Below are 24,939 nucleotides of genomic sequence, written 5' to 3'. Positions count from 1 at the left end.
ACGCCCGCTTTGCTAAGCTTGATTATGGACCAACTTTCCGCTTCCGCTGCTTCTTCTACCTCTCTCATCAGCTACGCGCGGCGCGTGGGCGTGGCAGTAGGTATCATCTTCATCGCTTTGTTCTTGACTGGGCTGCTAGGCACGGCCTTTGGGGTGTTTTTGCGGGTGCTAGCGGCGCTGCTCATTGCCTTGCCGCTGCAAGCCGGGGCACAGTGGCTGCACCGGCGCACGCGCCTGCCGCAGGGGCTGGCGCTGCTGCTGGTAGCACTGCTGGTGGTAGGCGCCCTAGGGGGCATGATTTGGCTGTTTTCGACGCGCATTGGCGGGCAGGTGAGCGAGCTGCAAAAGCAGCTACCACAAGCCGTGCGCGATGTGCAGGCGCACGCGCGCAGCACCGAGTGGGGCAAGTGGCTAGCCAGCGAAAACCTGGATTTTGGCCGCATAACGGGGGGCGGCTCGGCGTGGGTGGGCCGGGTCACGGGTGTTTTCTCGACCACCTTCAGCGTACTGGCCGATGCCTACGTCATCATCTTTTTATCGCTTTTTATCGCTTTGCAGCCCAAGCTCTACCGCGCCGGCCTAGTGATGCTGGTGCCCAAGCCCGGCCGCACCCGAGCCCACGAGGTGCTCGATAAAATCAGCGATACGCTGGTGAAGTGGGTGCTGGGCCGGCTCGTGTCGATGCTGGCCGTGGGTGTGCTCACGGCGCTGGGGCTGTGGGCGTTGGGGATGCCGCTGGCCTGGGTGCTGGCGCTGTTTGCGGGGCTGGTCACGTTTATTCCCAACATCGGGCCCATCATTTCGATGGTGCCGGCGCTGCTGCTGGCGTTCTTTCAGGGCGGCCCTACCCAGGCGCTGTACGTGCTGGCCCTGTACATAGGCGTGCAAACGCTGGAAAGCGCCGCCGTGTCGCCGGTGGTGCAGCAGCGGCTCATTCTGCTGCCGCCGGCGCTCATTTTTGTGGGGCAGTTGGTTATCGGCTCGTTTACCGGCCTGCTCGGGCTCACGCTGGCCACGCCCATCATCGCCATCGGCGTGATTTTAGTGAAGATGCTGTACGTGCAAGACGTACTGGGCGACGACTCGGTGGAGCTGTAGCGCGGGCTTGGCGCCGCCCCGCTAGCACCCCGTTATTTCAGCGTCAGAATCTGCTTTAGTTCGGCCGGGCTCACCGTGAGCAAGCCCACTTTGGGCAGGCGCTCGGTAAGAATGCGCCAATTGGGCTCTTGCTTGAAAATGGGTCGCAGCAGGGCCAGGGCCGCGGGCACCTGCTGCTTGTTGGCCAGCGTAATGGCGTGCCAATACTTCATTTCTAGGTTGCCGGGAAACATCTTTTCGGCCGCCTGATATTCTTTAATGGCCGTGGGCATGTCGTTTTTCTCCACGGCCAGGTCGCCGGCATTCATGTGGTCGTAGGCGCGGTGCAGCTTCAGCAGCCGGCGCAGCTCGGTGAGCGGCGCAGCGTTGTCGTCTACGCGCAGGTCTACGAGGCGGTCGGCCCAGGGGCCTTCGGTAGTGGTGCCGCGCACCACGAGCAGCGCCGCCGATTGCCGGCCCCGAATGTCGCCGCCCGCCGCCTGGGCCGCGTCGAGCGCCGCTAGCACGCGCTCGGCCAGGGGGAGAGAAGCACTGGCTTCGTAGGCCTTGGCCATGGCACCCCACACCGTGGCGTTCAGCATCATATTGGCCTGCACCGAAAACTGCGCACCTTGCTGGTGGCCGGCCATATCCACGCACTTTTTGCCAGTGTGCGTGGCCACGCGGCCTTGGTTGTCCAGGATGGCCACTTGGCGCACCTCGCGGGCCTCGTCGGCGGCCAGTAGCTCGTCGAGCGCCTGCTGGGCCGACTTGCCGCTTTTCAGTAGTGCCAGCCCGCGCAGGCCAAATGACTTATTCGTAAACGACTGCGTAGCCACCACGCCCACGCCGGCCTCGCCCCAGCTCACGCTGGTGCCCACCGAAAACCAGTGGCTTTGCACGCCTACCGCCATCTCGCCGGTCTTAGGGTCGCGGGCTACAATGCTGAAAGTGTGCGCTAGCGGGTCGGTGGCTGAGTAGACGGCCTGCGCGGCTGCCCCGCGGCCGAGCAGCAGCAAGGTGCAGCAGGCAATAAATAGCTTATGCAGCATAAAAAAGAAGGGAGTTAGAGCCAAGGCTTCACCACGCGCCGCCTCGGCCAGGTGCTTCGGAGCAGACCTAGGCGGCCTTAGAGGCGTGGCTAAGCTTGCTCTGGCTTTTCATCGACGATTGCCGAATCATTAGGTCGCCGGCAATGACGCAGGTGCGGGGTACAAACTGCTCTTTCTGGGCCATCTGCTCCAGGAAGAGGCTCGCCGCCTGCTGCCCGATGCGGTAGGGGTGGAGGTCGACGGTGGTCAGGCCCGGCTCGATAAGATTGGCCAGAAACTCGTCGCCAAAGCCCGCAATGGCCATATCCTCCGGCACGCGCAGGCCACGCTGCTTCAGGGCCAGTATCAAATCGAAGGCATTGGTGTAGTTGATGGCAAAGATGCCGTCGGGTGGCTCGGGCATGGCCAGCCAATTAGCGAGGCACGCTTCGGCCGAAGTGGGCCGGAAGTCAATATGCACCTGCAACGCATCCTCTATAGGCAGGCCGTGCTTGCGCAGCGCACTTAGGTAGCCCGCCTGCCGCTGCCGGCTGATGAGCAGCGACGCTGGCCCCGCCAAGATGGCAATGCGCTTGCAGCCTTGCTCAATCAGGTGCTCGGTCACATTATAGGCACCTAGGCGGTCATCCAGAATCACTTTGGCACTATTAACCTCGTTGCATACCCGGTCGAAATGCACCACCGGAATACCCCGACGAGCGGGGTCCTTCACGTGGTCGAAGTTTTCGGTTTCGCGTGAGTGGCAAATTAGCAGGCCATCTACACGGCTGGCTATCAGGGCCTGCACGTTGCTGACCTCAGCCTCATACGACTCCTTCGATTGGCAAATCATAACCCGATAGCCGGCCTCCGTGGCTATTTGCTGAATACCACTGACAGCGGTAGCAAAAAACGGCCGCTCGATATCGGGAATAACTACCCCGATAGTAGAAGTAGCACGGCTTTTTAGGCTCTGAGCCAGTAGGTTAGGCTGGTAGTCGAGCTGGCGGGCCGCCTCCAGGATGGCCTGGCGAGTTGCAGGGCTAATATCGCTATGCCCATTTAGCGCCCGCGACACGGTAGAGAGGGCCACGCCCACTTGCTTAGCTACGTCGGCGATGGTGGCCTGGCGCCGCCGCCGCTCGGGTGCCGCCGGCTTTTCCTCCGTGAAATGGTACTCGCAGCTTTTGCAATAAAAGCGCTGGCGCCCGCGCACAAAGCCCGCTTTGAGTACGGCATCGGGCCGGCTGCATTTAACACAGTTAATCATGGGCAGGGTGGGAAAAAGAGCTGGATAATCTAAAGAGTGGGGGCGTATCTATACAAGTCTAAGCGAATGTACTGCGCGAAAAAATATTTTCAAGCCAATTGACTATCGAAAACGTTTGCGAAAACGATACCGATAGTTTTTATTTGAAATTTGCTTGTAGCAGAGGTTTTTAACTATGCTAGTGACCCCTCACCACTTGTACATTTGAGACATATTACGGTAATGCTATCATCAGTGAGTATTCACTTACTTGTTAAGTAATCTTACTCCATTGCCTAAATTAATAGGATTTTAATAAGACACCCCTATGCTGCACACCATGCGCTGGTTCGGGCCAAATGACCCGGTTTCGCTCTTTGACATTCGCCAGGCCGGCTGCGCTGGGGTGGTGTCGGCGTTGCACCAGTTGCCCGTAGGTGTCGAGTGGCCAGTGGCTAATATCCGGGCGCGGCAGCAACTTATCGAGGCTGACAATGCCACGCACGCGCCCCTGCATTGGGCTGTGGTGGAGAGCCTACCCGTGCACGAAGACATTAAAAAGGGGCGCCCCAGCCGCGACCAGTACATTGCCAATTACCAGCAGAGCCTGCGCAACCTGGCGGCCTGCGGCATCCGCACGGTCTGCTACAATTTCATGCCGGTGCTCGACTGGTCGCGCACCAACTTGCACTACGAAATGCCCGATGGCAGCCGGGCCCTGCGCTTCGTGTGGCAGGATTTTGCCGTGTTTGACCTTTGCATCCTGAAGCGCCCCGGCGCCGAGGCCGACTACGAGCCCGCCGTGGCGGAGGCCGCCCGCCAGCAGTTCGCTGGCATGAGCGCCGAAGCCGTAGCCGAGCTCACCAACACGACCCTGCTGGGTTTGCCCGGTTCGGAGGAGGCGTTTGAGCTCAGTACCTTTCAGGCGTACCTAGACGAATACAAGGCTATTGATGCCGCCACCCTCACGGCCAACCTGCACTACTTCATCCAGCAAGTAGCGCCGGTGGCTGAGGAAGTGGGCATCGGGCTCTGCATCCACCCCGACGACCCGCCCTTCCCGCTGCTGGGCCTGCCCCGCGTAGTAAGCACCGAAGCCGACCTAGAGAATCTGTTGGCGGCCTGCGACGTGCGCGCCAATGGCATCACCTTCTGCACCGGCTCGCTGGGCGTGCGCCCCGATAATGACCTGCCGGGCATGATAGCACGCTTCGGCTCGCGTATCCACTTTGTGCACCTGCGCACCACCAAGCGCGAAGAAAATCCGCGCAATTTCCACGAGGCGGCTCACTTGGCTGGCGACGTGGATATGTACGCCGTGGTGCAAGCGCTGGTAACCGAAGAGCTCCGCCGCGAGGCAGCCGGCGAAGAAATGCTGGCCCTGCCCATGCGCCCTGACCACGGCCACCAGATGCTCGATGACCTGCACAAGAAGACTTACCCGGGCTACTCAGCCATCGGCCGCCTCAAAGGCTTGGCTGAGTTGCGCGGCCTCGAATATGGTGTGCGCCGCGCGCTAGCCGAAGCCAATACTACCGTTAGCCAGCAGCTAGTAGCTGCTAGCTAAAAGTTATTGCTTAATTACTGACTGGCAGCTGCTTGCTGCCTCTCAACATTATCTCGCTCTCTTTCCCACCCATTCCGCCATGTTGCTACGCAACGTGTTCTTACTTCTTCTTTTGACTGTGGCTGCCGTTGCCCCTGTTCGGGCCGACGACGGCTACCGGCTGTGGCTGAAGTACGACCGCATCATCGATGCGGCGACGCGACAACAGTACGCGCGTGGCGCGCAGTTTATCGCCAGCGCAGGTACTAGCCCAACTTTACAAGCCGCCAGCGGCGAGCTACAGCGTGGCCTAAGTGGGCTCCTAGGCCAGGCTGTGCCGGTGATAGGCACAGCGGGCAGCCGCACGGGTGGCATTGTGCTACGCGTTGATAAGCAAGCCAGTGCCAATGGGCAGGCGCTGAAGCCAGAAGGCTACCGTCTCTTTTCGGAAAAGAATAACCTGATAATCACGGGCCGCACCGAGGCCGCAGTGCTCTATGGCGCTTTTGCGCTGCTGCGGCAGGTGCAGACGCGCCAGCCGCTGGCTGGCTTAAACCTCAGCAGCAACCCGCGTATCAACTACCGCTTGCTTAACCACTGGGACAACCAGAACGGCACCATCGAGCGTGGCTATGCGGGCTCCAGCATTTGGCAGTGGTACCAGCTGCCCGAGGGCCTCGCCCCGCGCTATACCGACTACGCCCGCGCCAACGCGTCGATTGGCATTAACGGCGTGGTTATTAACAATGTGAATGCCAGTGCGCGCTACCTCACGGCCGAGTATATAGGCAAGGTGGCGGCCCTGGCGGGTGTGCTACGGCCCTACGGGCAGCGGGTGTATCTGTCAGTGTTTTGGGCGGCGCCCAAGGTCCTAGGGGGCTTGCCCACCGCCGACCCGCTCGACCCGCAGGTGAAGCAGTGGTGGGCTGCTAAAAGCGAAGAGCTGTACAAAGCCATCCCCGACTTCGGCGGCTTTCTGGTAAAAGCTAACTCGGAGGGCGAGCCCGGTCCGCAAGACTACAATCGCAACCATGCCGACGGCGCCAACATGCTAGCCCAGAGCCTGGGCCGTCACGATGGCGTGGTGATGTGGCGCGCCTTTGTGTACAAGGCCGGCAGCGGCGACCGCTTCAAGCAGGCCTATGAAGAGTTTCAGCCCCTTGATGGCAAGTTTGACCGCAAGGTGCTGGTGCAGGTTAAGAATGGTCCGATTGACTTTCAGGCCCGCGAGCCCTTCAGCCCGCTGTTTGGGGCCATGCCCAAAACGCCGCTGGTGCTAGAAGTACAGCTCACGCAGGAGTACCTGGGCTTTGCTACCCATTTGGTATACCTAGGGCCGCTCATCAAAGAAGTATTGGAGGCCGACACCTACGCCAAAGGCCCCGGCTCGACGGTGGCCAAGGTGGTAGATGGCACCGTGGACCAACACGCGCTGAGCGCCATTGCGGGCGTAGCCAACATCGGCTCAGACCGCAACTGGACCGGCCATCCGGTGGGCCAGGCCAACTGGTACGCCTTTGGCCGCCTGGCCTGGGACCACACGCTGAGCCCCGCCGCCATTGCCCAGGAGTGGACCAAAATGACGCTGACCACCGAGCCCGCCGCCGTGCGCACCCTCACCGACATGCTGGTAAAGTCGCGCAACATCTACGTGCGCTACACCACGCCGCTGGGCTTGCACCATATCATGGGCGAGAGCATTCACTTCGGCCCACAGCCTTGGCTAGCCAAGTCGGGCCGGCCCGACTGGACGGCCGTGTACTACCACAAAGCTGATTCCATCGGCCTAGGCTTTGACCGCACCGCTACTGGCAGCAATGCCTTGGCGCAGTACAAACCCGAGGTGCAAAAGCAATGGGGCAACCCCCAAAGCTGCCCGCTCGACTACCTGCTCTGGTTTCACCACGTGAGCTGGAACCAGCGCCTCAGCACTGGCCGCACGCTCTGGAACGAACTGGCCACCCGCTACTACACCGGCGCCGACTCGGTGCTGTGGCTGCAAAAGCAGTGGGCCCAAGTGCGCTCCCAACTCGACCCCGCCCTGCACGCCGATGTGGCGGCTCGTCTCCAAACCCAGCGCAAAGAAGCCCTGTGGTGGCGCGATGCCTGCGTGCTCTATTTCCAAACCTGGTCGCGGCAGCCGCTGCCCGCGCCCTTGGCTCCTCCCACCCGCACCCTGGCCGAGGTCAAAGACCTTGTTAATCTCTACCAGCTTAAGTAATCTATTATTTAACAGTCTACTGCCAATTCAATCATGGCTACTTCTATCCTTACCTCCAACGGTCATTCGGCTACCAACGGGACCACACTAGCTATTGCCGACCCCGCCGCGCAGCCGGGGCTCCAAGTCTTTTCACTGGCTGGGCAGGTGGCACTCATCACGGGGGGCGGCACGGGCATTGGCTTTGAAATAGCCCGCTGCATGGTGGCAGCCGGGGCCACGGTTATCATCACGGGCCGCCGCGAAGCGGTGCTGCAAGAGTCAGTTGCAGAGTTGGGGGAAGGTGCGCATTTTGTGGTGAATGACGTGAGCGACCTCGACGGCACCGATGCGCTGATTGAGCAGATTGAGGCCGAGTATGGCCCGCTCGATATTCTAGTCAACAATGCTGGCATCAATATGAAAAAGCCAGCGCTGGAAGTAACTGATGAAGATTTCAGCCGCATCATTCACACCAATCTCAACGCCGTGTTTGCGCTCACGCGCGCTGCTGCCCGGCGCATGGTACCTCGCGGCAGCGGCACGATTATCATGATTTCGTCGATGGCCGCCTACTATGGTATCGACCGCGTGGTGGCCTACGCCGCCTCCAAGTCAGCCGTCGAAGGCATGGTGAAAGTGCTTGCCTCGGAGTTTTCTAAGCATGGCGTGCGCGTGAACGCTATTGCGCCCGGCTTTATCGAAACCGAGATGAGCCGCACGGCCATGAACTCGGACCCCGACCGCCGCGACCGCGCCATGCGCCGCACGCCCATGGGCAAGTTTGGCAAGCCCGCCGATATCGGCCACGCAGCCGTGTTCCTGGCCTCCAATGCCGCCCGCTATATCACTGGTGCCTCGCTGCCCGTGGATGGTGGCAATTCCATTGGATTTTAGCAGATTATTCATTGCTATTGTCCCGTTAGGCGCTATTTTGCTTTAGTTCTCATTTTTTATTTTTCAAACTTCCCACCCATGCATACACCCATACCTTCGTTTCGGCGGCTTAATAGCGCGAAATGGTCGCGGCTGGTGCCGCTAATCCTACTAGGTGGCAGCTTTACTCCTCTGCTGCCCCAAGTGGCCTACGCCCAAGTGGCGGGTGCCCACACGGTAAGCGGTAAAATCACCTCTGCCAATGGCGAAGGCATCCCGGGGGTGACGATAGTGGTAAAAGGCACCACGACCGGCACCACCACCGATGTGGATGGCAAATACACCATCAGCGTACCCAACGACAATAGTGTGCTCGTGCTTAGCTCTGTCGGCTACGCGAAGCAGGAGGTGCCGGTAGGCAACCGCACCAGCATAACCCAGAGCCTGGAGTCCGAAAACCAAGCTCTGGAAGAAGTGAAGGTAATCGGCTACGGCACGCAGCGGGCCGAGGCGGTAACTGGTTCAGTGGCTTCCATCAAGGGAGATGTCTTGCGCGAAGTGCCGGTGGCCAATATCGGACAGGCCCTGCAGGGCCGCCTGCCGGGCGTGCAGATTTCCCAGAGCTCTTCTCAGCCCGGGGCCAGCCCGCAAATCCGCATCCGCGGAACGCGCTCGCTGACGGCCAGCAACGACCCCCTGGTAGTGCTAGACGGCATTCCCTTCCCGGGCTCCATTGGGGATATTAACCCCAACGACATTGCTTCGATTGACATTCTAAAGGATGCCTCGGCCACAGCTATTTACGGCTCGCGCGGGGCCAACGGCGTGGTGCTGGTAACCACTAAGGGGGGCAGCAAAGGACAAAAGCCGCAGGTGACGTACAGCGGCTTTGTGGGCGTGAAAACCCTGTTCGCCAAATACCCCATGATGAATGGACCCGAGTTTGTGGCGCTTCGCAAAGCAGCGGGTATCTATACCAACGGTGTAGATGAAGCCAATGATGTGGATGTCGATTGGCAGGATTTGCTGTATCGGACTGGTATTCAAAACAACCAAAACGTAGGCCTGAGCGGCGGTACGGAAACCGGACGTTATAACTTCAACGCTGGCTACTATAAGGAGCAAGGCGTAATCCCGACCCAGCAGTACACCCGCTTTTCCATTCGCGGCACGCTAGACCAGAGTGTTGGCAAATACGTCCGCTTGGGCTTCACGACCAATAATACCTACAGCTTGTCGGAAGGCGGCAACATAGGCATATATGGTGCACTGAGTTCCTCGCCAATTGCTAACCCATACAACGCGGATGGTTCGCTGAAAAGAACCATCAAAATGCCGCTGGACGAGAACTGGGTAACGACCCGTGGTGTAGTGGAGGCTAACCGGGATAGATGGCTCAGCGAAACCAGAAGCTTGGCCACCTACAACGCCATCTTCGGTGAGTTGAAGATACCGGGCGTAGAAGGACTGAAATACCGCATTAACCTCGGGGTAAACTACCGGCAGAGCCAGGGCGGCAGCTATACGGGGCAGGGTATCAACGCGGTCACCCCAACTACTCCCTCCACGGCCTCCGTCAGCAACTCGGTTACGACGGACTACACCGTTGAAAACATTCTGTCCTACGACCGCACCTTTGGTGGGAAGCATAATATCAATGCGCTAGCCTTGTATTCTGCCTCCAGCAATATATTCAACCGCTCGCAGGTCAATGGCCGGGATATTCCGTCCGACGCCTTCCAGTTCTATAACATAGGGCTGGCCGCTGGTCAAATCACGGTAAACCCCGGCGACCAGCAATACTCAAAATTCGGTCTGCTGTCCTACATGGGCCGGGTGATGTACTCCTACGACGACCGGTACTTGCTGTCCGCTACGGTTCGTACGGACGGCTCGTCGCGCCTTGCCGAAGGCCACAAATGGAATGCGTACCCGGCTGTGTCAGTCGGCTGGAACGTAGCCAAAGAAGGGTTCATGCAGGGAATTGAGGCCGTAAATATGCTAAAGCTGCGGGCGGGCTACGGCATAACGTCTAACCAATCCGTTAACCCTTATTCTACCCTGGGTCTCCTGAGCACCCGGCCCTACAACTTCGGCCCTACCGACTACCAGACGGGCCTGTATGTGACCCAACTGCCTAACCCTGCCCTAGGTTGGGAATACTCCAGAACGTGGAACTACGCGGTAGACTTCTCGCTTCTGAAAAACCGTCTCTCCGGTACCGTGGAGTACTACGTTACCAACACCCGAGACCTGCTGCTTGGGTTGGGACTGCCTTCGACCTCGGGTGTGGGTAGCTACACGGCCAACATTGGCTCCACTCAAAACAAAGGCATAGAGCTTTCTTTGAATGGAGTGATTCTGGACAATGTCAATGGCTGGACTTGGGAAGCGGGCGTCAACCTATACGCCAACCGCAACAAGATTACGTCGTTGGCAGGCGCCCAGCAGCGCGACGAAGCCAACTGGTGGTTTGTGGGCCAGCCCATCAACGTAGTATTTGACTACGAAAGAACGGGCCTGTGGCAGCAAGGCGACCAGTACCTGAACATTCTGGAGCCCGGCGGAAACCCCGGTATGATTAAGGTGAAATACACCGGCACGTACAACGCAGATGGTAGCCCCACCCGCGCCATTGGCTCCGCCGACCGTCAGATTCTGGATGTGAACCCCAACTTCCTAGGTGGTTTCAACACTCGCTTGGCGTACAAAGGCTTTGACCTGTCTGTCGTGGGCGTCTTCCAAAACGGTGGCCTGCTCAACAGCACTATCTACGGCTCGGGGGGCTACCTCAACATGCTAAACGGCCGCCGCGGCAACGTAAAAGTTGATTACTGGACGCCAGATAACACCGGGGCCAAATACCCCAAGCCCGGTGGTCTGACGAGCGGCGACAACCCCAAGTATGCCTCTACGCTGGGCTACTTCGATGCTTCTTACCTCAAGGTGCGCACTATTTCGCTGGGCTATAACTTCCAGAGCAGCGCGTGGATGCAGAAGGCCGGCATCAGCCGCCTGCGCCTGTACGTGACGGCGCAGAACCCTTTTGTGTTTTTCTCGCCTTACAAGAAGGAATCGGGCATGGACCCGGAAACCAATTCGAATGGCAACGAAAACGCGGCCGTGCCTCTTGACTTCAACCTCCGCCGCATCCTGACGCTGGGCACCAACGCCCCAGCCACCCGCACCTTCCTCGGCGGTCTGGACCTCACTTTCTAAGCAGCGCTAAAAATGAAACGTTTTAAATTACAATTCTTAATTAGCACCGCCGCCCTCTCCCTGTCTGCGGCCGGGTGCAAGGACCTGCTGAATGAGCAGCCCAGGAGTATTTACGAACCAGGCTTTTTCCAAACGGAAAGAGGCGTGCAAGGGGGGTTAACTGCGATGTACGCGCACTTGCGCGACATCTACGGCCAAGCCTACTACTACAACTCTACCCTGACGGGCACCGACGAAGTAACCTACGGCCGGGATGCCGACGAAAACTTCCTGGCCATGGACCTATCCGGCCGGGCGCAACTCACTGCTAATAACAGCCGGGCGGATGCCCTGTGGGGCGCGGCTTTTCCGAATATCAACACGGCTAATGGCGTTATTAAGAATGCCAGTGCAGTAGGCACCATTTCGGCCTCTCTGGTGGCCGAGGCCCGGTTTTTCCGCGCCTTCGACTACTTCATGCTAGTGCAGACGTTTGGCGGGGTACCGCTGGATTTGGGCTCGGGCGAGTTAGAATTTAACATCAATCCGGTTCGGACCTCCACCCGCAATACGGTGCCCGAGGTGTACACCAAGGCCATTTTCCCCGACTTGCTGCAAGCTATAAATGACTTGCCGGCAAACCCGCGGGTGATAGGAGGGGCCACCAAAACGCTGGCCCGCCTTTACCTGGCCAAAGCCTACCTGACCTACGCTTGGTGGCTGGAAAACCCGAATAACATTCCGACCTATCCGGCGGCCCAGCGCACCGACCCAGCCGGCCGCACCGCCCAGTACTACTACCAGCAGGCCTACGACGTGGCCACGGCCGGCATCGACAGCCCCGGCCCGTTCCGCCTGCAGAATACGTACTACGATGTGAACCTCGGTACGAACGACCGCAACGCTGAGATACTGCTGTTTGCGGACCATACCGAATCCAGCGAGCTTTATAATGGCGGCAGCCTCACCTTTGGTAGCGGCGGTGCCCCCGACAACTTTGCCGGCTGGATGCTAACTTGGAACTACCCCAACATCCGAAGCGCCAGCAACTCCAACGGCTCGGGCCCGATATCGTCGGTGCAGCGGGAAGCTGTGCAGCCGCTAGGCCGCCCCTGGACGCGCATGGCCCCGACCATTGGGGCCATCCAGAACACTTTTGCCGATAAAACGAACGACTCTCGTTTCGACGGCACCTTTACCACGACCTATCGTGGTAACTGGCCCAAGGCTGGCGTTGCTGCCCAGACCCTGTACAACGCCAATAACCTGCCAGTTGCCCCCGGCGATGCGATTCTGACCTTCTTGGGCTCAGAGCCGGCTTCCGCTATTACCTATCCTAGCGGCCCCGGTGCGAGCAACATTGGCGCGGGTGTACTACCCAACCGGGCCGATTACGTCATTTCTCCGCTTGGCATCAGCCGCATCGTGTATCCGGGCCTTTGGAAGCTAGGCCCTTACCGCACCGACAACGGCACGGGCCTAGGGCAGCCGAATGCCGGCAGCACGCGCCCCTTCAACATTGCTAAGTTCTCGGAACTGTACTTCGTAGCAGCCGAAGCCGCCGTGAAAGGTGCTAATACCAAAGCCGGGCAAACCGCCAAGGACTTGATAAACGTGATTCGGGCCCGCGCCGGCAAGTGGCGCTTCGACAACAACGGCAACGTGCCTAAATCGCAGGATAACAGCGCAGCGATGGTGGCAGCTACGCCGGCTACTATCGACATCAACTACATCCTGGCCGAGCGCTCGCGCGAGTACTTTGGCGAAGGCTACCGCTGGTTTGACCTGGTGCGCACACAGAAGTGGAATGAGCTGGCTGGTACCTACCGCATCGGGGGCACCAACTACGGCGACCATACCCCGACTACCGTTACGCGCACTATTCAGCCGTACCACTACCTACGTCCCATTCCACAGTTCCAGCTCGACCGCCTGGATGTAGATGCCAGTGTGAAAGCCACTTACCAGAATCCTAATTATCAATAGGCTGGTGAAAGAACTGGCTATTAAAAAGGCTGGCTCTAAATAAAAATAAGCCCCGATTTCACCTCGAAATCGGGGCTTATTTATGAAGGGGTACTGTATTGAGTGGCTTTGGCTTATAAAAACATGATTCTCAACGGGAAATTACTAGGCCTCTTTGGCGCCTCACTCGGCTTGCTGATTACCTCCACCGCCCAGGCCACCGTGCGCCTGCCGCGCCTCGTGAGTGATGGCATGGTGCTGCAACGCGACATGCCTCTGCGCCTGTGGGGCTGGGCCGCGCCGGGCGAAAAGGTGGCCGTGAGCTTCCAGGGCAAGACGTACAGCGCCACCACCAGCCCCAAGGGCGAGTGGCAGGTGCAGCTACCCGCCCAAAAGGCCGGCGGCCCTTACGAGCTGAAAGTTGACGCCAGCAACCACCTAGTAGTAAAAGACGTGCTGGTGGGCGACGTGTGGCTGTGCTCGGGCCAGTCGAACATGGAAACGCCCATGAGCCGCGTGCGTGACAAGTACCCGCAGGAAGTGGCGCAGGCCAACAACCCGCGTATTCGGCAGTTTGAGGTGCCGCTGACGTACGCTTTTACCAGCCCCAAAGCCGACCTCACCGGTGGCAAATGGGTAAGCACTACCCCCGAAAGCGTGCTAAAGTTTTCGGCCGTGGGTTACTTCTTCGCTAAGGAGCTGCAAGCAAAGTACAATGTGCCAGTGGGCATCATTAAGGACGCAGTGGGCGGCTCGCCGGCAGAGGCCTGGCTGAGTGCCGACGCGCTCAAGCAGTTTCCGAAGTACGAGCAGCAAGTGGCACCCTACCGCGACAGTGCTTTCGTAGCCGGTACTCGGCAGCGCGAAGGTGCGGCCGTGGCCGACTGGTACAAGCGCCTTCATCAGTCCGACCAGGGCGAGCAGCCCGGCCAGCCCAAGTGGAGCGCCGCTACCTACGACGCCACCGGCTGGGCCACCATGACCGTGCCCGGCTATTGGGCCACCCAGACGCCCCTAGGTATGGTAAACGGCGTGGTGTGGTTCAAGAAGGAAGTAGACGTGCCGGCCGCGATGGTAGGCCAGCCCGCGCGCCTAGAGTTGGGAACGCTGGTCGATGCCGACTCGACGTATATCAACGGGCAGCTGGTGGGCACCACCGGCTACCAGTACCCGCCCCGCAAGTATGATTTTGCACCAGGCATCTTGAAAGCTGGCAAGAATATCATCACGGTGCGCCTCATCAGCAACGGCGGGCGTGGTGGTTTCACGATGGGTAAGGAGTACCGCTTGGTGGCGGGTGGTCAAACCATCGACCTGAAAGGCAACTGGCAGTATAAGCTAGGCGCGACCATGCCGCCCACCCCGGGCACTACCACCTTCCAGTACCAGCCGGGCGGACTGTATAATGGCATGATAGCGCCCGTGCGCTCCTACGCTGTGAAGGGCGTGCTCTGGTACCAAGGCGAAAGCAACGCCGGCCGCCCCGACGACTACCAAGCCCTACTCACCGGCCTCATTCAGGACTGGCGTAAGCAACTCAATCAGCCCAACCTGCCGTTCATTTACGCGCAGCTGCCCAACTTTCAGGCCGTGCGCAAAGAGCCGAGCGAAAGCGGCTGGGCGGCTGTACGCGATGCCCAGCGCCGCACCTTGGCCGTGCCCCACACCGGTATGGCCGTGCTACTCGACGTGGGCGAGTGGAATGACATTCACCCCTTGGACAAGCAGACCGTGGGGCACCGCCTGGCCCTGGCCGCCGAGAAAGTAGCTTACGGCGACAGCAAGGTGGTGGCCGCTGGCCCGCTCTTCCAGTCGGCCAAGGCTGCGGGCAACAAGGTTACGCTCACCTTTGCCGACCCCGGCAGCAGCTTGGTGGCTAAGGGCAACGGGCCGCTTACGGGCTTTGCCGTGGCGGGTGCCGATAAGAAGTTCGTGTGGGCACAGGCCCGCATAGAAGGTGACAAAGTAGTGGTATGGAGCGACCAGGTAGCTCAGCCTACCACCGTGCGCTACGCCTGGGCCGACAATCCCGAAAACGCCGCCCTCTACAACAAAGCTGGCTTGCCCGCTTCAACTTTCCAGACCGATGCGCTATAAGCTCCCGCACCTGCTGCCCAGCCTAGCGCTGCTGGCCCTGGGGCACCTGGCCCACGGCCAGGCGACGCCGCTGTTTCGCGACCCGAAGCAGCCGCTGAACGCCCGCGTCAACGACCTCATCAAGCAGCTGTCGCTGGAGGAGAAAGCGCAGCAAATGCTCGACCAGAGCCCGGCCATTGCGCGCCTAGGTATCCCGGCCTACAGCTGGTGGAACGAGGCGCTGCACGGCGTGGGCCGCTCGGCGCCGGCCACGGTGTTTCCGCAGGCCATCGGCCTCGGAGCTACGTTTGATGACGACTTGGCGCTACGCGAAGCCACCGCCATTTCGGACGAGGCGCGGGCGGTCTACAACGCCGCCATCGCCAAAAACCACTATGTGAAGTACGGCGGCCTCACTTTCTGGACGCCTAACATCAACATCTTCCGCGACCCGCGCTGGGGCCGCGGCCAGGAGACCTACGGCGAGGACCCTACCCTGACAAGCCGGCTCGGCGTGGCCTTCGTGAAAGGGTTGCAGGGCAACGACCCTAGGTACCTGAAAGTGGCTGCCTGCGCCAAGCATTACGCCGTGCACAGCGGCCCCGAGCGCCTGCGCCACGAGTTTAATGCCGAGGCCTCGCCCCAGGATTTGCGCGAAACCTATCTACCCGCTTTTAAAGCGCTAGTGAAAGAGGGTAACGTGGAAGCCGTGATGTGCGCCTACAACAGCACCAACGGCGAGCCCTGCTGCGGCAACGAGTTTTTGCTCGGCCAGGTGCTGCGCAAAGAATGGGGTTTCCGGGGCCACGTGGTGAGCGACTGCGGTGCACTCGACGACTTGTACCAAGGCCACAAAACCGTCAAAACCAAGACCGAAGCCGCTGCTCTGGCCCTCTCGCGTGGCGTGGACCTGAACTGTGGCGACACCTACACCAAGCTGCCCGAGGCCGTGCGCCAAGGCCTGCTCAAGGAAAGCCAGGTGGATAGCGCGCTCGCCATCTTGCTGCGCACGCGCTTCAAGCTGGGTCTCTTCGACGGGCCAAACGCGACGCCATACGATAAGCTCGGGCCGGAAGTGGTGAACAGCGCCGCCCACCGCGCTCTGGCCAAAGAAGTAGCCCTCAAGTCAATGGTGCTACTCAAGAACAACGGTGTGCTGCCGTTGCGCCCTGACCTCGGTAAGTACTTCGTGACTGGCCCCAACGCGACTAGCGTGGAAGCACTGCTCGGCAACTACTACGGTGTAAATGGCCAGATGAGCACCATCCTGGAAGGCCTGGTTGGCGCGGTGCAGCCCGGCTCGCAGATAGAGTATAAGCAAGGCGCGTTACTCGACCGGCCCAACATCAACCCTATTGACTGGACCACCGGCGAGGCCAAGCAGACGGACGCTATTTTGGTGGTCCTAGGTATCACGGGCGTGCTGGAAGGCGAAGAAGGCGAATCTATCGCCTCGGCCCACGCCGGCGACCGCCTCGACTACAACCTACCTCAAAACCAAATCGACTTCCTGCGCAAGCTGCGCCAGGATAGCAAGACGCCTATCGTCGCCATCGTGACTGGCGGCAGCCCCATGAACCTGAGCGAGGTGCACGAGCTGGCCGACGCCGTGCTGCTGACTTGGTATCCCGGCGAGGAAGGCGGCAACGCCGTGGCTGACTTGGTGTTTGGCAAGGCTTCGCCCTCGGGCCGCCTGCCGGTCACCTTCCCCAAAAGCCTCGCTCAGCTGCCTGCCTACGAAGCTTACGGCATGAAAGGTCGCACCTACCGCTACCTAGAAGCCGAACCAATGTATCCCTTCGGCTTTGGCCTAGGCTACGGCAAATTCACCTACTCCGGCGCTAAGCTTTCGACCACTAAAGCCGCTAAAAACAAGCCGGTTGAACTGATGGCTACGGTGACCAATACCGGTGGCATGGCCAGCGAAGAAGTAGTGCAGCTTTACCTCACGCATCTGCAAAAGGCGGGCGCGCAAACGCCGCTTTTCGCCCTCAAGAGCTACCAACGCGTCAAGCTCGCGCCGGGCGCCAGTACTACGGTCAAGTTCACGCTCACGCCCGATATGCTGGCGCAGGTAAATGCGCAGGGCCAGTCGGTAGCGCCCAGCGGCCCGGTTAAGGTGTGGGTGGGCGGCTCGCTGCCCTCGGCTCGCAGCCTGGCCCTAGGGGCCGCCAAGCCAGCATCAGCAGTATTAACTATCAAGTAGTTATTCATATGAAATACCTCCTCGGCTACGACATCGGTAGCTCTTCCATCAAAGCCTCGCTGCTCGACATCGCCACCGGGCGCTGCGTGGCCGCGGCCACTACGCCCACCACCGAAATGGGCATGGACGTGCCCCAGCCCGGCTGGGCCGAGCAGCGCCCCGAGCGCTGGTGGCAGGAAGTCATCAACGCCACCCAGCAACTCAAGGCCAAGTACGGCTTCGACGCCTCGCTACTGGCCGGCATCGGCATCACCTATCAGATGCATGGCTTGGTGTTGCTTGATAAGGCTGGCCACGTGCTGCGCCCCGCCATTATCTGGTGCGACAGCCGCGCCGTGGAGATTGGCAACGAGGCATTTGCCGACCTAGGCGAGGATTTTTGCCTGGAAAATTTTCTGAACTCGCCCGGCAACTTCACCGCTTCCAAACTGAAGTGGGTGCGCGAAAACGAGCCCGAGATTTACGCCCAGATTCATAAGATTCAGCTGCCCGGCGACTACCTCGCCTACCAGCTCACGGGCCAGATGCAAACCACCGTATCGGGCTTGTCGGAGGGCGTATTCTGGAATTTCAAGAAGCAAGCCATTGCGCAGGAACTGCTCGACTACTACGGCATCAGCGCCGACTTACTGCCCGAAGTAGTCGATACCTTCGCCATTCAGGGCCGCCTCACGGCCGAAGCTGCACAGACCCTAGGCCTGGTGGCGGGCACACCCATCAGCTACCGCGCCGGCGACCAGCCCAACAATGCCTTCTCGCTGAATGTGCTGAACGCGGGTGAAGTAGCTGCCACCGGCGGCACGAGCGGTGTAGTCTACGGCATCAACGAAACCACGACGGCCGATGCACGCTCGCGCGTTAACTCCTTCGTGCACGTGAATAGCACCCGCGAGCAGCCCAAAAACGGCGTGCTGATGTGCCTCAACGGCACCGGCATCCTAAATAGCTGGCTGCGCAAGGTGGTGGGCAACCTGCCCTACGACCAGATGAACACACTGGCCGCCCAGGCGCCGGTAGGGGCTGAAGGCCTGTTGTTTCTACCCTTCGGCAACGGTGCCGAGCGCATCCTTGAAAACCGGCCGGCTGCCGCTAGTCTGCACGGTTTGCAGTTCAACATTCACGGCCAGCCGCACCTCATTCGGGCGGCGCAGGAGGGCATCGTGTACGCCCTCAACTACGGCATGGACATCATGCGCGCCTCCGGGGTGCAGGTGCAAACGGTGCGTGCTGGACACGCCAATATGTTCCTCTCGCCGGTGTTCCGCGAGGCTTTCGTGAACTGCGGTAACGTGACCTTAGAGCTTTACGACACTGACGCGGCCCAAGGCGCGGCGCGTGGTGCGGGTATCGGGGCCGGTATATATGCCAGCCCGAAAGAGGCCTTCAATGGCCTCGCCCGCATCAGCACTATGGAGCCCACCCCCGTCTTGCAGGCGCAGTACCAGCAAACCTATAGCGACTGGCAAACCCTGCTAACTCGCGAAACCCGGCCGACGGAATTGCTGCTGGCCTAGGAGCTTGCCGGCACGGGGCGCAACCCCGTACCAGTAGCTGATTTACCTATTTTTTAACGCAAATGTTAGGGGGAAGCGCCCGTTGGGTGACTACCTCTTTACGACCCCTCATTACCCCAAACACTCTCCCAACTCATGGCTAACCAGGAATTTTTTAAAGGCATTGACAAGATTAAGTTTGAAGGCCGCGAGTCAGATAACCACCTAGCCTTTAAGTGGTACGATGAAAACCGCGTGGTAGCTGGCAAGACCATGAAGGACCACTTGCGCTTTGCTACCGCCTACTGGCACACCTTTGTGGGCACTGGTGGCGACCCCTTCGGCCCCGGCACCAAAGACTTTGCTTGGGACGCCAAAGGCGATATCGTGGGCCGCGCCAAAGACAAAGCCGATGCGGCGTTTGAATTTATCACCAAGCTCGGCACGCCCTACTACTGCTTCCACGACGTGGACTTGGTAGACGAGGGCTCGTCGCTGAGCGAGTACGAGCGCAACCTGAGCACCGTAGTAGACTACCTCAAGCAACACCAGCAGGAAAGCGGCGTGAAGCTGCTGTGGGGCACGGCCAACGTGTTCTCGAACCCGCGCTACATGAACGGCGCCAGCACCAACCCCGACTTCTCGGTGGTGGCCTACGCTGGTACGCAGGTGAAAAACTCTATCGACGCCACCATCGCATTGGGTGGCGAAGGCTACACCTTCTGGGGTGGCCGCGAGGGCTACATGACCCTGCTCAACACGGACATGAAGCGCGAGCAGGCGCACCTAGGTCGCTTCCTAAGCATCGCCCGCGACTACGCCCGCAAGCAGGGCTTTACCGGCAAGTTCTTCATCGAGCCCAAGCCGGCCGAGCCTACCAAGCACCAGTACGACTTCGACGCTGCCACGGTAATTGGTTTCTTGAAGGAGCACGGCTTGGAGAATGACTTCATGCTGAACCTAGAGGTGAACCACGCCACGCTGGCCGGCCACACCTTCCAGCACGAGCTGCAAGTAGCCGCCGACGCCAACCTGCTCGGCAGCATCGACGCCAACCGCGGCGACTACCAGAACGGCTGGGACACCGACCAGTTCCCCAACAACCTGAACGAGCTGACTGAGTCGATGCTCATCATTCTGGAGCACGGCGGCATCAAGCCGGGCGGCATCAACTTCGACGCTAAGACGCGCCGCAACTCGACCGACCTAGAGGATATCTTCATCGCCCACATCGCTGGTATGGACACCTTCGCCCGTGCCCTCGTGACGGCCGATGCCATCCTCACCAAGTCGCCCTACAAGCAGTTCCGCCAGGAGCGCTACGCTTCGTTTGATTCGGGTGCCGGTGCTGAGTTTGCTAAGGGTAACCTGACCCTGGAAGACCTGCGTAAAATCGCGCACGAGTCGGGAGAGCCCACGCCCCGTAGCGGCAAGCAGGAGTGGCTGGAAAGCATTATCAACCAGTATATCTAGGCATGCTAGAAGACTAGTTAAAACGGAGCCGGCCAGCTGAGGATTGGTGCGAACGATGAGTCGGCTGGCCGGGGAAGTTTTTGCTTTCAGGAATTACGCAAAAAGCGCTTGCCGTAGTAGGCGAAGCGTAGCAATCGCATCAGGATGAGCTGAATAGGTGCGATGGCTGCGCTTTGCCTGCCATGTTGAGCGCTTTTTGATGTTACTCAAATGCTGCCGGCTTCGCGCAACGCCACCAGTTAGCGCGGGCGCAGCACAAGAATGCCGCAGGCGCCGGTTTGCGTCGGCTTTTTATCTAATTACCGTTATGAAAGCCAATAATTTGCGTTGGTGCCTGGCCCTGGCCGGGTTAGGGCTGGGGTTTGGGCCAAAAGCGGACTCCTCATTGAAAGAGGCTTATAAGAAGGATTTTTACGTGGGGGCTGCCCTTAACAACCGCCAGGTTAGCGGCCGCGACGATAAATCCCTAGCCCTCATCAAGCAGCAGTTCAACACCATCAGCCCCGAAAACCTGCTGAAGTGGGAGGCCGTGCACCCGCAGCCCGATACCTACAACTTCAAGCCCGCCGACGACTACGTGGCCTTTGGGCAGGACAACAAGATGTTCACCATCGGCCACACACTCATGTGGCACCAGCAAACGCCCAAGTGGGTGTTTGAGGACGCCGACGGTAAGCCCGCTAGCCGCGAGCTAGTGCTCAAGCGCCTGGAAGACCACATCAACACCGTGGTGGGTCGCTACAAGGGCAAAATCGCGGGTTGGGACGTGCTCAACGAAGCCATCGACGACCAGCAGGGTGACCTGCGCAAAACCAAGTGGCTGGAGCTCATCGGCGAGGATTTTGCCGCCAAGGCGTTTGAATACGCCCACAAGGCCGACCCCAAGGCCGAGCTTTACTACAACGACTACAGCCTGTATCGCCCCGAAAAGCGCGAGGGCGTGATTAAGTTGGTGAAAAGCCTGCAAGCCAAGGGCATCAAGGTGATGGCTATTGGGATGCAGGGGCACTACGGCCTCACCAAACCCACGATTGAGCAGGTGGAAGCCAGTATTGTGGCTTTCGCGAAGCTGGGCGTGCACGTCAATTTCACGGAGCTCGACATCGATGTGCTGCCGAACCCCAGCCGCCGCCAGGGCGCCGACATTGCCGAAACCTTCGGGGCCGACGCCAAATACAACGTGTACACCACCGGCCTGCCCGACTCGGTGCAGCAGAAGCTCACCAAGCGCTACGCCGACCTGTTTGCCCTGTTTCATAAGCACCGCGACGTGATTGACCGGGTGACGCTCTGGGGTGTGACCGACGCTGACTCGTGGCTGAATAACTGGCCTATTCGGGGCCGCACCAGCTACCCGCTGCTGTTCGACCGCAATTTCCAGCCCAAACCCGCTTTTCGGGCCGTGGTGCAGGCCGCCCGGTAGCGGCGCCACCAACCTTCTTTTCCTGCTAGCAATTCCCATGCGTCTTTTTCTTTCCCACCTGGCTTTGGCCGCGGCCCTGCTGTCGCCCGCGCTCACCCGCGGCCAGGCCGTGCCCGCGCCGCTCACTAATCACTACATCTCGGCTAAAAAAGCGACCGGTAGCTTCCCACTCGTGGCGGGCGGCAAGGCCGCCGCGCTCTACGCCAGCGAAAGCGACTGGCCGGGCGTACTGCGGACCATGCGCGACGTGCAGGCCGACATCAAGCGCGTGACGGGCCGTGAGCCGCAATTGCTAACCGACGCGCCCGCCACTAGCAAAGAGCCTGTGGTGCTGGTGGGCACCCTAGGGCACAGCCCGTTGATTGACAAACTAGTGCAAGCTGGCAAGCTCGACGTGAGCAACCTGGCTGGCCGGTGGGAAACCTTTGTGGTGCAGACTATTGACAACCCGCTGCCGGGCGTGGCCAAGGCGCTGGTGGTAGCGGGCTCCGACAAACGCGGCACCATCTACGGCCTCTACGACCTGTCGGAGCAGATGGGCGTGTCGCCTTGGTACTGGTGGGCCGACGTGCCGACCAAGCCGCAGAAGAATCTTTACGTGGCCGCTGGCCGCCATACGCTGGGCGCGCCGCAGGTGAAGTACCGCGGCATCTTCCTCAACGACGAAGCGCCCGCGCTCAGTGGCTGGGCCAAGGAGAAGTTTGGCGGCATCAACTCGAAGATGTACGAGCACGTCTTTGAGCTAATCCTGCGCTTGAAAGGCAATTACCTATGGCCCGCTATGTGGGGCAACGCCTTTAATGACGACGACAAACGCAGCCCCGAGCTGGCCGACACCTACGGCATCGTAATGGGCACCTCGCACCACGAGCCCATGCAGCGCGCCCAGCAGGAGTGGAAGCGCTACGGCAAAGGCCCTTGGAACTACCAAACTAATGCGCTGGTGCTGCAAGAGTTTTGGCGCCAAGGTATTAAGAATATGGGCACGCACGAAAGCATCGTGACCATCGGCATGCGCGGCGATGGCGACGAGCCCATGAGCGAGGGCAGCAACATCAAGCTGCTCGAAAAGATAGTGGCTGACCAACGCCAGATTCTGACCGAAGAAACCCGCAAGCCCGCCGACCAGACGCCCCAGGTGTGGGCGCTCTACAAAGAAGTACAGGACTACTACGACAAGGGCATGCGCGTGCCCGACGACGTGACCCTGCTGCTCTGCGACGACAACTGGGGCAACCTACGCAAGCTGCCTAAGCTCGGCGATGCGCCCCGCAAGGGCGGCTACGGCATCTACTACCACTTCGACTACGTGGGCGGACCTAGGAACTACAAGTGGCTGAACACAAATCCGCTGCCGCGCATCTGGGAGCAAATGCACCTGGCGCACGAGTACGGCGCTAACCAGATTTGGGTGGTGAACGTGGGCGACCTCAAGCCGGTGGAGCTGCCCATCAGCTTCTTTCTCAACTACGCCTGGAACCCCGATGCCCTGCCCGCCGACGGCGTGGCCGCCTACACCCAGCGCTGGGCCGAGCAGCAGTTTGGCCCCAAGCACGCGTCCGACATTGCCGATATTCTGGCTAAGTACGCCAAGTACAACGCCCGCCGCAAGCCCGAGCTGCTCGACGCGAATACGTACAACCTGCGCACCGAATGGCCCACGGTAGTAGCCGAGTATAACCAATTGCTAAGCCGCGCCGAGGCCATCGGCCAGAAGCTGCCCGCCGCCGACCGCGACGCTTACTTCGAGCTGGTGCTGCACCCTGTGCAGGCCTGCGCCAATCTCAACGAGCTGTATTACACCGTAGCCCAAAACCGTGAGGCGGCCAAAACCAACCAGCCCAACACCAACGCGCTAGCCGAAAAAGCGAAAGCTTTATATGCCAAAGACGCGGAAATAAAGCAGCGCTACCACGCGCTGGCTGGCGGCAAATGGAACCACATGATGGACCAAACGCATATCGGCTACACCTACTGGCAGCAGCCCAACGCTGATAGGATGCCCGAGGTAGTGACGCTGCCCGCTGGCACTACGGCCTCAGCGCCAGCGCCTCAGCCCGCCGCTCCCGAGGCCGCTTACGTCTCGCTAGATGCCGAACGCTACACCCAGGCCGTGAACGCTGGGCCCATTACCTGGCAGCGCCTGCCCGACCTAGGGCGCACGGCGGGGGCCGTTACGGCCTTCCCGGTAACGGCGGCGCCCACGGCCGCGCCGGGCGGCAATAGCGCGCACTTGGAGTACCGCATCAACCTGCCTCAGGCCGGCCCCGTGACGGTGAGCGCCTACCTCGCGCCAACGCTCGATTTTACCAATACCACCGGCCTGCGCTACGCGGTGTCGATTGACGATGAGGCGCCGCAGCTTGTCAACCTGCACACCGGCCTCATCCCTGATAATGGCAACCGACCCTGGGAGCGGGCGGTGGCCGAAAATATCATTCTTAAGACCTCGCAGCACAATGTGGCTGCGGCCGGCGCGCACGTGCTCAAATTCTGGCGCGTAGACCCCGGCGTGGTGCTCGAAAAGCTGGTGGTGAGCCCCGGCCCGCTGCCCGCTACCTACCTAGGGCCGCCCGCCGGCGAGGGTGGTAAAGGCAAAGCGCAGGCTGTGCCCGGCAGCCTGGGCAAGCGCTAACCCTAAGACTGATTCTTGAATAACCAGCAATACAAAAGCGGGTCATGCAACGCGTAGCGAAGCATGACCCGCTTTTGTATTGCTGGTTATTCAAGAACAGATTTATAGCCTAGGCATAATGATAGCTGGCTTGTCTAAGATAGGCTGTTGTTGAAACCCTGCCCTAGCTCAGTCAAATGAAAAGCCCCTTGGCATATTTGCCAAGGGGCTTTTCATTTGACTGAGCTAGGGGCCGCTTTAAGATGACTGCCGCAGGCGGCGCAGCTTGCGCAAGCCAAAGCCAACTCCGGCTGCTACTAGCAGCGAGGCGCCACCATCGAGCGGCACGGCGGCAGGGTCTGGGGCTTGTGGCACGGGGCCGCCGGTAGTCGGCGTTTGGGCCTGGGTGGCGGCCAAGGCGCCCGTGAGCAGCCAGAGCCCAGCCGCGGCCAGCGCCAAGCGTAGAGAGGAAATCTTGTTCATGAAATAGGGGTGGGAAAACGAGAGAATAG

Annotated in this window: 15 protein-coding genes; 12 read left to right on the top strand and 3 right to left on the bottom strand. The window is 60.1% G+C overall.

Going from position 1 to position 24,939, the window contains the following annotated elements:
- Nucleotides 1–24: 24 nt before the first annotated feature.
- On the top strand, nucleotides 25–1,098 hold the full coding sequence (locus JAO77_RS16875; protein ID WP_198991585.1) for an AI-2E family transporter: 1,074 nt from the start codon (nucleotides 25–27) through the stop codon (nucleotides 1,096–1,098).
- 32 nt (nucleotides 1,099–1,130) lie between these two features.
- Here the strand turns inward: JAO77_RS16875 and JAO77_RS16870 are convergent, their stop codons facing one another.
- Together JAO77_RS16870 and JAO77_RS16865 are read right to left on the bottom strand one after the other, a co-directional pair.
- A complete protein-coding gene (locus JAO77_RS16870) occupies nucleotides 1,131–2,129 on the bottom strand; it encodes a DUF1028 domain-containing protein (protein ID WP_198991584.1) in 999 nt (332 codons plus the stop codon).
- Nucleotides 2,130–2,196: 67 nt separating this feature from the next.
- Complete coding sequence (locus tag JAO77_RS16865) at nucleotides 2,197–3,378, bottom strand: LacI family DNA-binding transcriptional regulator (protein WP_198991583.1); 1,182 nt, start codon at nucleotides 3,376–3,378, stop codon at nucleotides 2,197–2,199.
- A 307-nt stretch (nucleotides 3,379–3,685) separates the two neighbouring features.
- Here JAO77_RS16865 and uxuA point away from each other — a divergent pair, with 307 nt between their 5' ends.
- The 11 genes from uxuA to JAO77_RS16810 all read left to right on the top strand — a co-directional run bounded on the left by uxuA (nucleotide 3,686) and on the right by JAO77_RS16810 (nucleotide 24,448).
- A complete protein-coding gene (gene uxuA / locus JAO77_RS16860; protein WP_235998482.1) occupies nucleotides 3,686–4,924 on the top strand; it encodes a mannonate dehydratase in 1,239 nt (412 codons plus the stop codon).
- A 79-nt stretch (nucleotides 4,925–5,003) separates the two neighbouring features.
- Nucleotides 5,004–7,124, top strand: a complete 2,121-nt coding sequence (locus JAO77_RS16855) for an alpha-glucuronidase family glycosyl hydrolase (RefSeq protein WP_198991581.1) — start codon at nucleotides 5,004–5,006, stop codon at nucleotides 7,122–7,124.
- A gap of 33 nt (nucleotides 7,125–7,157) precedes the next feature.
- Nucleotides 7,158–8,000 (top strand): SDR family NAD(P)-dependent oxidoreductase, encoded by an 843-nt coding sequence (locus JAO77_RS16850; RefSeq protein ID WP_198991580.1) that lies wholly within the window; start codon nucleotides 7,158–7,160, stop codon nucleotides 7,998–8,000.
- 78 nt (nucleotides 8,001–8,078) lie between these two features.
- Nucleotides 8,079–11,198, top strand: a complete 3,120-nt coding sequence (locus tag JAO77_RS16845; protein ID WP_198991579.1) for a SusC/RagA family TonB-linked outer membrane protein — start codon at nucleotides 8,079–8,081, stop codon at nucleotides 11,196–11,198.
- A 165-nt stretch (nucleotides 11,199–11,363) separates the two neighbouring features.
- Complete coding sequence (locus JAO77_RS16840) at nucleotides 11,364–13,163, top strand: RagB/SusD family nutrient uptake outer membrane protein (RefSeq protein ID WP_235998481.1); 1,800 nt, start codon at nucleotides 11,364–11,366, stop codon at nucleotides 13,161–13,163.
- Nucleotides 13,164–13,286: 123 nt separating this feature from the next.
- Nucleotides 13,287–15,239, top strand: a complete 1,953-nt coding sequence (locus JAO77_RS16835) for a sialate O-acetylesterase (RefSeq protein WP_198991577.1) — start codon at nucleotides 13,287–13,289, stop codon at nucleotides 15,237–15,239.
- On the top strand, nucleotides 15,229–17,424 hold the full coding sequence (locus tag JAO77_RS16830) for a glycoside hydrolase family 3 N-terminal domain-containing protein (protein ID WP_198991576.1): 2,196 nt from the start codon (nucleotides 15,229–15,231) through the stop codon (nucleotides 17,422–17,424). Before JAO77_RS16835 ends, JAO77_RS16830 begins: the two co-directional genes overlap by 11 nt.
- Nucleotides 17,425–17,432: 8 nt before the next feature.
- Nucleotides 17,433–18,938 (top strand): xylulokinase, encoded by a 1,506-nt coding sequence (locus JAO77_RS16825; RefSeq protein ID WP_198991575.1) that lies wholly within the window; start codon nucleotides 17,433–17,435, stop codon nucleotides 18,936–18,938.
- A gap of 135 nt (nucleotides 18,939–19,073) precedes the next feature.
- Nucleotides 19,074–20,390 (top strand): xylose isomerase, encoded by a 1,317-nt coding sequence (gene xylA, locus JAO77_RS16820; protein WP_198991574.1) that lies wholly within the window; start codon nucleotides 19,074–19,076, stop codon nucleotides 20,388–20,390.
- A gap of 307 nt (nucleotides 20,391–20,697) precedes the next feature.
- Entirely contained in the window at nucleotides 20,698–21,813 is a 1,116-nt protein-coding gene (locus JAO77_RS16815) for an endo-1,4-beta-xylanase (RefSeq protein WP_198991573.1), read from the top strand.
- Between the two features lie 37 nt (nucleotides 21,814–21,850).
- Complete coding sequence (locus tag JAO77_RS16810) at nucleotides 21,851–24,448, top strand: glycosyl hydrolase 115 family protein (protein ID WP_198991572.1); 2,598 nt, start codon at nucleotides 21,851–21,853, stop codon at nucleotides 24,446–24,448.
- 237 nt (nucleotides 24,449–24,685) lie between these two features.
- On the opposite strand, the gene JAO77_RS16805 is transcribed toward JAO77_RS16810, so the two are convergent.
- A complete protein-coding gene (locus JAO77_RS16805) occupies nucleotides 24,686–24,910 on the bottom strand; it encodes a PID-CTERM protein-sorting domain-containing protein (RefSeq protein ID WP_198991571.1) in 225 nt (74 codons plus the stop codon).
- Between the last annotated feature and the right edge of the window lie 29 nt (nucleotides 24,911–24,939).

This window comes from Hymenobacter sp. BT559, assembly GCF_016427535.1.
Taxonomy (GTDB): Bacteria; Bacteroidota; Bacteroidia; order Cytophagales; family Hymenobacteraceae; genus Hymenobacter.
This window is presented reverse-complemented; position numbering and strand designations above follow the sequence as displayed.